The following is an 11,195-nucleotide window of genomic DNA, read 5'->3' on the forward strand; positions in this document are numbered from 1 at the left end:
GGAGTGCGCATCGACCCCACCGTCACCGCCGCCGCCGTCCTGCCCCTCGTGGGCGGCCCGGCCAACGTCGTCACCGTCGCCCACTGCATGACCCGACTGCGGCTGGGCCTGGCCGACCCGTCCCGGGTGGACGAGGAGGCACTGAGGTCCCTGCCCGGCGTCCTCGGGCTCGTCGTGGACGCCGGCTCGTACCAGGTGGTGCTGGGCCCGGGCGCGGTGACGCAGGTGACCTCCGCCCTCGAAGCACTGCTCGCCGCGCACACCGGCGGCGAGCCCTCCGGTCAGGCGGGCTGCGAGTTCGCGGGCGAACTCGCCGCGCGCGGGGACCGGTTGCGCGAGGAGCGGCGGCGGCGCAACGCCACGCCCCTCAAGTCGGCCCTGCGCCGCCTCGCGAACGTCTTCGTCCCCCTCATCCCCGCGCTCATCGGCTGCGGCGTCGTCGCGGGAGTCAACGGGCTGCTGGTGAACGCCGGCCTGGTGCCGTGGCTGACGCCCGCGCTGGCCGCCGTGGCCTCCGGGTTCATGGCGCTGATCGCGGTCTTCGTCGGCCTCAACACCGCCAAGGAGTTCGGCGGCACACCGGTCCTCGGCGGCGCGGTCGCCGCGATCGTGGTGTATCCGGGCGTCGCGAAGCTCACCGTGTTCGGGGTGACGCTCTCCCCCGGCCAGGGCGGCGTCCTCGGCGCGCTGGCCGCCGCCCTGCTGGCGACCCGCGTCGAGAAGTGGTGCCGGGGCCGGGTCCCCGATGCCCTGGACGTGCTCCTCACCCCCACCCTCACCGTCCTCGTGGCGGGCCTCGCCACCCTCTACGGCCTGATGTGGGCGGCCGGCGCGGTGTCCACCGCCATCGGCACGGCCGCGAACTGGCTGCTCGCCACGACGGGCCCCGTCGCCGGCCTCGTCCTCGGCGGACTGTTCCTGCCGTTGGTGATGCTGGGCCTGCACCAGGCCCTCATCCCCATCCACGCCACCCTCATCGAGCAGCAGGGCTACACGGTGCTGCTGCCCATCCTGGCGATGGCCGGCGCGGGCCAGGTCGGCGCCTGCCTCGCCGTCTACGTGCGTCTGCGTCACGACACCTCCCTGCGTACGACGATCCGCTCGGCGCTCCCCGCGGGTCTGCTGGGCGTCGGCGAACCCCTGATCTACGGCGTCTCCCTTCCCCTGGGCCGCCCCTTTCTCACCGCCTGCGCGGGCGGGGCGGCCGGCGGTGCGTTCGTCGGTTTCTTCGCGATGCTCGGCGACCGCGTCGGCGCGACGGCGATCGGCCCGTCCGGCTGGGCCCTGTTCCCCCTGCTGGCCGGGAACCGCGGCTGGGGCTCCCTGCTCGCGATCTACACGGGCGGCCTGCTGACGGGCTACGCCGTCGGCTTCACCGCGACCTACCTCTTCGGTGTCCCCGACCGCCCGCGCCCATCAGCCTGACCCGGCTCCGTCGCTGACATGTGCGACCGTGGTTGCGAGAACCCCGCCCCCGCGCCGCCCGCGCGAGGCACCCGCCGGCCAGCAGCAGAAACCGGAGCCGCCCGCCATGAACCACGCCCAGCTCACCCATCTGGGCCGTGCCCTCCGCCTCCTCGGTGAGCACGGCGAGGCCCTCACCGGGGACACACCGGACGCCAAGCTCCACGAGGTCAAGGCGGACCTGCGCCGCGCCCTGGAACTGCTGGACGAAAGCGTCACCGCCGCGCCCGCCACCCGCTGCGCCGAGCATCCCGGCGGCCCGGTCGACAAGGCAGCCCCCGACCTCTGCCTGCTCTGCGAGACCCGCCGCCGCGCGGCCCGCCGCGCCGAGTTCAACGGCCCCGCCCCGCATTCCTCGGGCCCGGCCGCTGCCACCCCCTCCCGCTACGGCACCCGCGCCGACCGCCCCCAGCCCCAGCAGCGCTGGCTCCCGGAGCTGTGGAACGGACAGGAGTGGCAGCTGTGCGGCACCCCCCGCCGGGACCGCCGCGAGGCCGAGCTCTACCTCGCCGCCCTGCGCCGCGGCTCCCGCCCCGCGATGGCCTACCGGCTGGTGCACGAGTTCACCGACTACGAGGTGCTGCGCATCTGGGGCACCCCGGTCCGCACCGACATCGAACCTCTCGGCAATCTGTAGTCCCCTTCCCCGTCCCGTCTCTCCGTCCCGGTCACCGCCCCACCAGCGGCAGCGCCGGGAAGTCGTACCCCTCCCACAGCCGCCGCGCCGTCTCCTCCGGATACGCCCGCACCTCCGGCTGCGCGTCCAGCACCTGCGTCAGCCGCCGCTGCCCGTCGTACGCCGGCCAGCCCGGGTCGCCGGTCCGGGCGAAGGACGTCCAGGCGGCCTGGAAGCGGGCCGTCAGCTCCCTGGCCTCCGCCGGCACCTCCACCCCCGCGAACAACAGGGCCCCCAGGTCCGCCTCGTAGGTGCCGAAGAGCAGGGGGACGTCCAGGCCGTGGCACGCGCCGAGCCCGCCGCCCATGCCCGGAGCCGGCCAGGTCAGCTCGTAGACATGGGCCCGGCCGCCGCCCGCGATCTGCGCTTCGGCCAGGCGCAGGGACGGTATGCGGAACAGCCAGTCGGACTGCACCCGCTCGAACAACTCCCCGGCTCCCGCCTCCGGATAGGCCGCGCGGTAAGCCGCCTCCCCGCCGTCCGGGGCGAACACCCGCAACGCACCGGCCGCCTGTTCCTCCGTCACCCTGCCCAGCCAACCCGCCATGGCGACGAACAGCCGGTACTCCTGCGCGTTGTGCCCGACGACCAGCGCCACGTCCCGCCCGGCGCCCGCCGCCAGCGCCTGCCAGGGGGTGGCCGGCAGGACCTCGCCGTCGACGACCGGCGAGAAAGGCGTGACCGTGGGCGCGACCTGCCCCCAGCGGTCCACCCGCTCCGCCATCTTCGCTCCCAGCGCGGCCCCGGCCTCCGTCAGCCGACGCGGGTCCACGGCGGACAGGTCGGCGGCTGTGGGGCGCAGCCCGGCCTCGGCGGCGATGGCGGCCGCGAGGTCGCGGGCCAGCTCGTCGGAGAAGAACGTGCCGGGCACACTCTGGGCGATCGCCCGCCCGAACAGTCCGCGCGCGCCCGGCGCGGCGAGCAGCGCGGCCACAGAACCGGCGCCCGCCGACTCACCGAACACGGTCACCCGGCCGGGATCGCCGCCGAACTCCGCGATGTTGTCCCGCACCCACTCCAGTGCCGCGATCTGGTCCAGCAGCCCCCGGTTGGCGGGCGCGCCGTCCAGCCGCGCGAACCCCTCGATGCCGACGCGGTAGTTGAAGGTGACCACCACGAGGTCGCCGGCGCGGGCTATGTGCTGGGCGTCGTATCCCGGGCTGCCGGAATGCCCGAGCTTGTAGGCGCCGCCGTAGATCCACACCATCACCGGCCGGGCGGCCTGAGCCGCATCCGTCCCGGGCCCGCCCGTGGCCGGCGTCCAGACGTTCACCGTCAGCCAGTCGTCGCCCGCCGGCTCGTCCCGGCTTGCCGCGAGTCCCTGCAACCCCGCCTCCTGCGGGGGCGGCGGCCCGAAGGCGTACGCGTCCCGCACGCCGTCCCACGGGTGCGGCGGGCGTGGGGCCTGGAACCGGGCCTCGCCGACCGGAGGCGCGGCGAACGGGATGCCGCGGAACACTGTCAGGCCGTCCTCACGGCGGCCGCGCACGGCTCCCGCGGCGGTACGCACGACGAGCTGGGACTCGGCGATCGTCATCAAGCACTCCTGTCATCGACCGTCATGAACTGTCATCGGCTGTGATCAGCTGTCATCGGCTGGTTGTTCATGGAACGGCCGGTGGCCGGGGGAAGTGCCGGAAGCGGCCGGCACCCCTCGTGTGAGTGACAGCCGCCCTGGAAAGTCGTATGACATCACCGCCATGAAGGACGGCAGGCCGGCGAAAAGCCGACGGCTCACGCCTCGATCGAAGCAGGCTCCCACGCTCCAGCGCCGGCCCGTCCCGGGCGCGCCGCCGCCACGCAAAGAGGCCCTGCGGCCCTGCCCGCTGCCCGCCACGCAAAGAGGCCCTGCCCGCTGCCCGCCATGCAAAGGGGCCCGGGGCGGACAGATCTCCGCCCCGGGCCCCGAGGGCTCGCCGCAGACTCAGCTCAGCGTGCGCAGCGCCGCCGCGTCGTACGGAGCCAGATCGGCGAAGCGGCCCTCGAGGACCTTCGCCGCCCACTGCGGGTCCTGGAGCAGCGCGCGCCCGACGGCCACCATGTCGAACTCGTCGCGCTCCAGGCTGTCGAGGAGGTCGTCGATGCCCTTGACCGGCGAGCCCTCACCCTGGAAGCCCTTGATGAAGTCGCCGTCGAGACCGACCGAGCCGACGGTGATGGCGGTCTTGCCGGTGAGCTTCTTGGTCCAGCCCGCGAGGTTGAGGTCGGAGTCCTCGAACTCCGGCAGCCAGTAGCGGCGGGTGGAGGCGTGGAAGGCGTCGACGCCGGCCGCGGCGAGCGGGGTGAGGATGGCCTCCAGCTCCTCCGGGGTCTCGGCGAGACGCGCGTCGTAGGCCTCCTGCTTCCACTGCGAGTAGCGGAAGATGATCGGGAACTCGGGCGACACGGTCTCCCGCACGGCGGCCACGATCTCGGCGGCGAACTTCGTACGGGCCACCGGGTCGCCGCCGTAGGCGTCGGTGCGGCGGTTGGTGTGCTCCCACAGGAACTGGTCGACGAGGTAGCCGTGGGCGCCGTGGATCTCCACGCCGTGGAAGCCGATGCGCTCGGCGGCGGCCGCGGCCTGGGCGAACGCCCCGATGACGTCGTCCAGGTCACGCTGGGTCATGGCCTTGCCGGTGACGTCGTCGCCGTCGACGCGGATGCCGGAGGGGCCGACGGCGGGCGCGTCCGCGAAGGGCGGCTCGCCGTCCTTGCGCACCATCCCGATGTGCCACAGCTGGGGCACGATCGTCCCGCCCGCCGCGCGCACGGCCTCGGCGACCTTCGCCCACCCCGCGAGCTGCTCCTCGCCGTGGAACCGGGGCACCCGGTCGCTCTGGCCGGCGGAGTCGTGCCCGACGTACGTGCCCTCGGTGACGATGAGGCCGACGCCGGCGGCGGCGCGACGGGCGTAGTACGACACGACGTCCTCGCCGGGAACGCCCCCCGGGGAGAACATGCGCGTCATCGGCGCCATCGCGATGCGGTTCGGGACGGTGAGGCCGTTGATCGTGACCGGACGGGAGAGGATCTCGGCGGCGCGGGAGGGGATGGACGACGTCGTGACGGTCACGTGGAGGGCTCCTCGGAGAAGTGGGCGGAAAACGGTACGTGCATGGAACCGGACGGTATGTGCACACGCATTCAATGCACCTCACCGTCAACCGCCACCGCCCGGCCCGCATTCCGTGCCGCGCCGCAACCCCCTGTGATCCGAACCACGCCCGGCCCCACTGGCACCCGAACCGGCCGCCTCCCCTTCCCCCGGAGGGGACCCCGGCTTCTTCCGGCTGCACGCCGGGGCGTGAAGAGTGCTGTACCGGCCGGACGGCGCCACCGTCACGTCACATCCTGCAAGTCGGCCGCAGAACCTGAAGCGGGCCGCAAACGCCCGAGGGCGGCACCCCCGCGTCAGCAGGTGGTGCCGCCCTCGGTCCGAAGGACAGGCGATCAACCGTCAGGTCGATCAGAAGTCCATGTCACCGCCCGGCATGCCGCCGCCGGCCGGGGCCGCGGCCTTCTCCGGCTTGTCGGCGATGACGGCCTCGGTGGTGAGGAACAGCGCGGCGATCGACGCGGCGTTCTGCAGCGCGGAGCGCGTCACCTTCGCCGGGTCGATGATGCCCTCGGCGATCATGTCGACGTACTCACCGGTCGCGGCGTTCAGGCCGTGGCCGACCTGGAGGTTGCGGACCTTCTCCACGACGACGCCGCCCTCGAGACCACCGTTGACGGCGATCTGCTTGAGCGGGGCCTCCAGCGCGAGCTTCACGGCGTTGGCGCCGGTCGCCTCGTCACCGTCGAGCTCCAGCTTCTCGAAGACCTGGGAGGCCTGCAGCAGGGCCACGCCACCACCGGCGACGATGCCCTCCTCGACGGCCGCCTTCGCGTTGCGGACGGCGTCCTCGATGCGGTGCTTGCGCTCCTTGAGCTCCACCTCGGTGGCCGCACCCGCCTTGATGACGGCCACGCCGCCCGCGAGCTTCGCCAGGCGCTCCTGGAGCTTCTCGCGGTCGTAGTCCGAGTCGCTGTTCTCGATCTCGGCGCGGATCTGGTTCACACGGCCGGCGACCTGGTCCGAGGAGCCGGAACCGTCGACGATGGTGGTCTCGTCCTTGGTGATGACGACCTTGCGGGCCTTGCCCAGGAGGTCCAGGGAGGTGTTCTCGAGCTTGAGACCGACCTCCTCGGAGATGACCTCGCCGCCGGTGAGGATGGCGATGTCGTTCAGCATGGCCTTGCGGCGGTCGCCGAAGCCCGGGGCCTTGACCGCGACGGACTTGAACGTGCCGCGGATCTTGTTGACGACCAGGGTCGACAGGGCCTCGCCCTCGACGTCCTCGGCGATGATCAGCAGCGGCTTGCCCGACTGCATGACCTTCTCCAGGAGCGGGAGCAGGTCCTTGACGTTGGAGATCTTGGAGTTGGCGATCAGGATGTACGGGTCGTCGAGGACGGCCTCCATACGCTCCATGTCGGTGGCGAAGTACGCCGAGATGTAGCCCTTGTCGAAGCGCATGCCCTCGGTGAGCTCGAGCTCGAGCCCGAAGGTCTGCGACTCCTCGACGGTGATGACGCCTTCCTTGCCGACCTTGTCCATGGCCTCGGCGATGAGCTCGCCGATCTGGGTGTCGGCGGCGGAGATGGAGGCCGTCGAAGCGATCTGCTCCTTGGTCTCGACATCCTTCGCCTGCTCCAGCAGGGCACCGGAGACGGCCTCGACGGCCTTCTCGATACCGCGCTTGAGGGCCATCGGGTTGGCGCCGGCGGCTACGTTGCGCAGACCTTCCTTGACCAGGGCCTGGGCGAGGACGGTCGCGGTGGTCGTACCGTCACCGGCGACGTCGTCCGTCTTCTTGGCGACTTCCTTGACCAGCTCGGCGCCGATCTTCTCGTACGGGTCCTCGAGCTCGATCTCCTTGGCGATGGACACACCATCGTTGGTGATCGTGGGGGCGCCCCACTTCTTCTCGAGGACGACGTTGCGGCCCTTGGGGCCGAGCGTCACCTTGACGGCGTCCGCGAGCTGGTTCATGCCGCGCTCGAGGCCGCGCCGCGCCTCCTCGTCGAACGCGATGATCTTGGCCATGTGAAGTGGTCCCTCCAGGACTGGGGGTGATTCCTTCGGACCGCGCCCGCGCCCGCGACGGACGGCTCGCCGGCCTCGTGGTTCCTTCCCACCCGGCCTGCGGGCCTCACCGACCCGGTCCTTCGTTGTCACTCTCACCTTCAGAGTGCTAACGCCAATGATTAGCACTCGGCCATGGCGAGTGCAAGCGCCTCGGTCGGATACGCCGGGACTGTCGGCCACGCGCGAACACCGCCGGCGCCCCCCGGACCGCCGGGACATGGCCGGCGGCAGGACCGATGCGCGGCCGGGCAGCGCGAAGGGCTCGCACCCCCGTCGGCGGGATGCGAGCCCTTCGCTTGAAACGTTCAGGCGGTGACGCGAACCATGTCGGCCTGCGGGCCCTTCTGGCCCTGCGAGATCTCGAACTCGACCCGCTGGCCCTCTTCCAGGGTGCGGTAGCCGTCCATCTGAATGGCGCTGTAGTGGACGAAGACGTCCGCACCACCGTCGACCGCGATGAAGCCGTACCCCTTCTCCGCGTTGAACCACTTGACGGTGCCCTGAGCCATGCCTAACTCCCCTATTACTGGCCCTTGCACAGATCCACACTTCGCGGATCCGGGTCAGACCTCACCCCCCAGTTGGTTGGGGGCGTGCGCCGGAACGCGTCGACCGCGGCTGAATGTATCTGTCCAACTGCCGTCTGCAACAGGTCAATCGGACGAGAATTCTGGACGCGCACGGTCCGGAAAGTGGTGAGGATTCGCCCGGATTCAGGGCAAGTCGGACTGCCCAAACGTTACAAAAGCCGCAGAAGGCGCACACACTTTGGCTACTTCTTGTCGGGCGTAAGGCAGAAATCAAAGGCTCCGGATCATTGAATCGGAGGCCGGTTCCCCAACTGTACCGCGCTCAACCACACTGAATTGCCCCCTCCGCTTCTCTTGCGGAGAGGGCAATTCGATGAACTCAAAGTAATCACTGTTACCGACGGTTACTACCGGCGGGTAGTGATCGTCGCTCAGCCACCCGCGACAGCCGGAATGATGGAAACTCCCGCGCCCTCGGGCGTAGCCGTCTCAAGACCCTGCTCGAAGCGGACGTCGTCGTCGTTCACGTACACGTTGACGAACCGGCGCAGCTTGCCCTGGTCGTCGAGAACGCGGGCGGCGATGCCCGTGTGGTTCTTCTCCAGGTCGGCGATGACCTCCCCGAGGGTCCCGCCCTCGGCGGTGACCTCGGCCGCCCCGCCCGTGTAGGTGCGGAGAATGGTCGGGATGCGGACAGTGACGCTCATGCTCGGGACCTCCGGTGAAGCAGACTGCTGACAGGCGCGGGGACCACTGCCCCCGCGGACGGCGCCAGGGACACGCCCTAGGCGAGACCAGCCTCGCGGAACGACTCCAGGTTCGGCCGGATCGTCGCGGTGAGCCCCGTACCGGCCACCGCGTCCAGGGTCTTCAGACCGTCCCCGGTGTTGAGGACGACGGTCGTCAGCGCCGGGTCCAGCACACCGTTCTCGATCAGCTTGCGCGTCACGCCCACGGTCACCCCGCCGGCGGTCTCCGCGAAGATCCCCTCGGTCCGCGCCAGCACCTTGATCGCGTCGACGACCTGCTCGTCGTTCACGTCCTCCACCGCGCCGCCGGTGCGCCGCGCGATGTCGAGCACGTACGGGCCGTCGGCCGGGTTGCCGATCGCCAGCGACTTGGCGATGGTGTCCGGCTTCTGCGGCCGCACGACGTCGTGCCCCGCCTTGTAGGCGACCGACACCGGGGAGCACCCCTCCGCCTGCGCACCGAAGATCTTGTACGGCTTGTCCTCGACGAGCCCGAGCTTGATCAGCTCCTGCAACCCCTTGTCGATCTTCGTGAGCTGGGAGCCGGAGGCGATGGGCACCACGAGCTGGTCGGGGAGCCGCCAGCCGAGCTGCTCGCAGATCTCGTACGCCAGCGTCTTGGAGCCCTCGGCGTAGTACGGCCGCAGGTTGACGTTGACGAAGCCCCAGCCCTCGCCCGCGGGGTCGCCGATGAGCTCGGAGCAGAAGCGGTTGACGTCGTCGTAGTTGCCCTCGATGCCGACGAGTTCGCCGCCGTAGACGGCGGCCATGACGACCTTGCCCTGCTCCAGGTCGTGCGGGATGAACACGCAGGAGCGGAAGCCGGCCCGGGCCGCGGCGGCGCCCACCGCGCCGGCGAGGTTGCCGGTGGAGGAGCAGGACAGGGTGGTGAAGCCGAAGGCGCGGGCGGCCTCCAGGGCCTGGGCGACGACCCGGTCCTTGAAGGAGTGCGTCGGGTTGCCGGAGTCGTCCTTGACGAACAGCTTGCCGGGCTCGACGCCCAGCTCGCGGGCGAGGTTGTCGGCCTGGACGAGCTTGGTCCAGCCGGGGTTGATGTTCGGCTTGTCCGCGACGTCCGCCGGGACGGGCAGCAGCGGGGCGTAGCGCCAGATGTTGGCGGGGCCGGCCTCGATGCGCTTGCGGAGCTCCTCCGTGTCGTAGGAGGAGAAGTCGTAGGCGATCTCCAGCGGGCCGAAACACTCCTCGCAGGCGAAGACCGGGCCGAGGGGGACGCGGTGGCCGCACTCCCGGCAGCTCAGCGCCGCGGCGGGGCCGAGGTCGACGGCGGGGGCGGGGGTGCCGGTGGAAGCGGTGGTTCCGGTCGCAACAGTCTGCGCAGCCATGTGAGGCGAGGCCCTTTCTCCTCATCTTCCTCACGACGCATCTCGCCGTGAGACGGATTTGGCACCTTCCCGAACCGGGAGCCCCGCCACTTCTATGTGACAAGAGCCGGCTGGAGGGTTGCCGGGGCTTCATCGGGCCGTGTCCCTCTGCCCCTCTGGATGAGCAATATGCAGTTGTTTGTCCTGAACGCCGGATTGACCCTGGACATGCGATGGTCATCCGCGTTGTTCAAGACTGTAACCGACACCCCGGAGAGTTGAGATAGTCGTCCGAAGCGCGAGACGGATCACACGGTCACCCCCTGTGTACCTGGTGTGATCACGACAGTGAGGAGCCGTAGACCGTGCTGGAAGAAGTCGGGCGCTGGCTGGCCACCCGCTCCTGGTCGGTGACCGATCGCCCGCTGCACAGGATCCTGGCCGCCAAGCGCGCCACGGGTCAGTCGGTGTCCGTGGTGCTGCCCGCGTTGAACGAGGAGGAGACGGTCGGCGAGATCGTCTCGATCATCCGTCACGACCTCATGCGGCAGGCTCCGCTCGTCGACGAGATAGTCGTCGTCGACTCCGGCTCCACCGACCGCACCTCCCAGGTCGCCGCGGCGGCGGGAGCGCGCGTCGTCCACCGGGACGCGATACTGCCCCGCATCCCGGCGCTGCCCGGCAAGGGCGAGGTGCTGTGGCGCTCGCTGCTGGTCACCACGGGCGACGTCGTCTGCTTCGTCGACGCCGATCTGCGGGAGTTCTCCTCCGACTTCGTGTCCGGGATCGTCGGCCCGCTGCTCACCGAGCCCGGCGTGGACCTGGTCAAGGCCATGTACGACCGCCCGCTGGGCACCGGGGCCGACCCGCTCGCCCCCACCGGGGCGGCCGGCCAGGGCGGCCGGGTGACGGAGCTGATGGCGCGCCCTCTGCTGAACATGCACTGGCCGCAGCTCGCGGGCTTCGTGCAACCCCTGGGCGGCGAGTACGCGGCCCGCCGCAGCCTGCTGGAGAGGCTGCCCTTCCCCGTCGGCTACGGGGTGGAGCTGGGGATGCTGGTCGACGCGCTGCACCTGGTCGGCCTGGACGCGCTCGCCCAGGTCGACGTGGGCGTGCGCAGACACCGTCACCAGGACGGGCAGGCGCTCGGCCGGATGGCGGCGGCTATCTACCGCACCGCGCAATTGCGGCTGGCCCGCGGCCACCTGGTGCGCCCGGCCCTCACCCAGTTCGAGCGCGGCGCGGACGGCTTCGAGCCGCGCACCCACCCGGTGGACACCGAGGAGCGGCCGCCGATGGCGGAGATCGCGGAGTACGCCTCCCGCAGGGTGGCTTAGGGAG

Annotated in this window: 9 protein-coding genes and 1 riboswitch; of the genes, 3 read left to right on the forward strand and 6 right to left on the reverse strand. The window is 71.1% G+C overall.

The features are described 5' to 3' along the window. Positions 1-3 precede the first annotated feature (3 nt). Together ACIRS4_RS27365 and ACIRS4_RS27370 are read left to right on the forward strand one after the other, a co-directional pair. Positions 4-1,425, forward strand: a complete 1,422-nt coding sequence (locus ACIRS4_RS27365; RefSeq protein WP_404201033.1) for a PTS transporter subunit EIIC — start codon at positions 4-6, stop codon at positions 1,423-1,425. 106 nt (positions 1,426-1,531) lie between these two features. Further along, the gene (locus tag ACIRS4_RS27370) at positions 1,532-2,101 is read left to right on the forward strand and encodes a hypothetical protein (protein WP_404201225.1); all 570 of its coding nucleotides are present in this window, start codon (positions 1,532-1,534) and stop codon (positions 2,099-2,101) included. 31 nt (positions 2,102-2,132) lie between these two features. Here the strand turns inward: ACIRS4_RS27370 and ACIRS4_RS27375 are convergent, their stop codons facing one another. The 6 genes from ACIRS4_RS27375 to thrC form a co-directional block, all read right to left on the reverse strand. After that, positions 2,133-3,677, reverse strand: coding sequence for a carboxylesterase/lipase family protein (locus tag ACIRS4_RS27375; protein ID WP_404201035.1), 1,545 nt, complete (start codon positions 3,675-3,677; stop codon positions 2,133-2,135). A 387-nt stretch (positions 3,678-4,064) separates the two neighbouring features. Further along, the gene (locus tag ACIRS4_RS27380) at positions 4,065-5,195 is read right to left on the reverse strand and encodes an NADH:flavin oxidoreductase (protein ID WP_404201037.1); all 1,131 of its coding nucleotides are present in this window, start codon (positions 5,193-5,195) and stop codon (positions 4,065-4,067) included. A gap of 393 nt (positions 5,196-5,588) precedes the next feature. Further along, entirely contained in the window at positions 5,589-7,211 is a 1,623-nt protein-coding gene (gene groL / locus ACIRS4_RS27385) for a chaperonin GroEL (protein ID WP_404201039.1), read from the reverse strand. Positions 7,212-7,558: 347 nt separating this feature from the next. Then, on the reverse strand, positions 7,559-7,762 hold the full coding sequence (locus ACIRS4_RS27390; RefSeq protein ID WP_004986573.1) for a cold-shock protein: 204 nt from the start codon (positions 7,760-7,762) through the stop codon (positions 7,559-7,561). Between the two features lie 452 nt (positions 7,763-8,214). Then, entirely contained in the window at positions 8,215-8,490 is a 276-nt protein-coding gene (locus ACIRS4_RS27395; RefSeq protein ID WP_130441963.1) for a MoaD/ThiS family protein, read from the reverse strand. Between the two features lie 77 nt (positions 8,491-8,567). Next, on the reverse strand, positions 8,568-9,875 hold the full coding sequence (gene thrC, locus ACIRS4_RS27400; RefSeq protein ID WP_404201041.1) for a threonine synthase: 1,308 nt from the start codon (positions 9,873-9,875) through the stop codon (positions 8,568-8,570). Between the two features lie 18 nt (positions 9,876-9,893). Beyond that, positions 9,894-10,041: riboswitch (SAM riboswitch) on the reverse strand. A gap of 178 nt (positions 10,042-10,219) precedes the next feature. On the opposite strand from thrC, the gene ACIRS4_RS27405 reads away from it, so the two are divergent. Then, the gene (locus ACIRS4_RS27405; protein ID WP_404201043.1) at positions 10,220-11,191 is read left to right on the forward strand and encodes a glucosyl-3-phosphoglycerate synthase; all 972 of its coding nucleotides are present in this window, start codon (positions 10,220-10,222) and stop codon (positions 11,189-11,191) included. The last annotated feature ends 4 nt before the right edge of the window (positions 11,192-11,195 follow it).

Source organism: Streptomyces sp. NPDC101166, from assembly GCF_044768125.1.
Classification (GTDB): Bacteria; Actinomycetota; Actinomycetes; order Streptomycetales; family Streptomycetaceae; genus Streptomyces.

What these genes read in the sequence shown, in the direction of transcription:
- ACIRS4_RS27370 (WP_404201225.1), top strand. Translation starts at nt 1,532, where the DNA reads ATGAACCACGCCCAGCTCACCCATCTGGGCCGTGCCCTCCGCCTCCTC.
- groL (WP_404201039.1), bottom strand. Translation starts at nt 7,211, where the DNA reads ATGGCCAAGATCATCGCGTTCGACGAGGAGGCGCGGCGCGGCCTCGAG.
- ACIRS4_RS27395 (WP_130441963.1), bottom strand. Translation starts at nt 8,490, where the DNA reads ATGAGCGTCACTGTCCGCATCCCGACCATTCTCCGCACCTACACGGGC.
- thrC (WP_404201041.1), bottom strand. Translation starts at nt 9,875, where the DNA reads ATGGCTGCGCAGACTGTTGCGACCGGAACCACCGCTTCCACCGGCACC.
- ACIRS4_RS27375 (WP_404201035.1), bottom strand. Translation starts at nt 3,677, where the DNA reads ATGACGATCGCCGAGTCCCAGCTCGTCGTGCGTACCGCCGCGGGAGCC.
- ACIRS4_RS27390 (WP_004986573.1), bottom strand. Translation starts at nt 7,762, where the DNA reads ATGGCTCAGGGCACCGTCAAGTGGTTCAACGCGGAGAAGGGGTACGGC.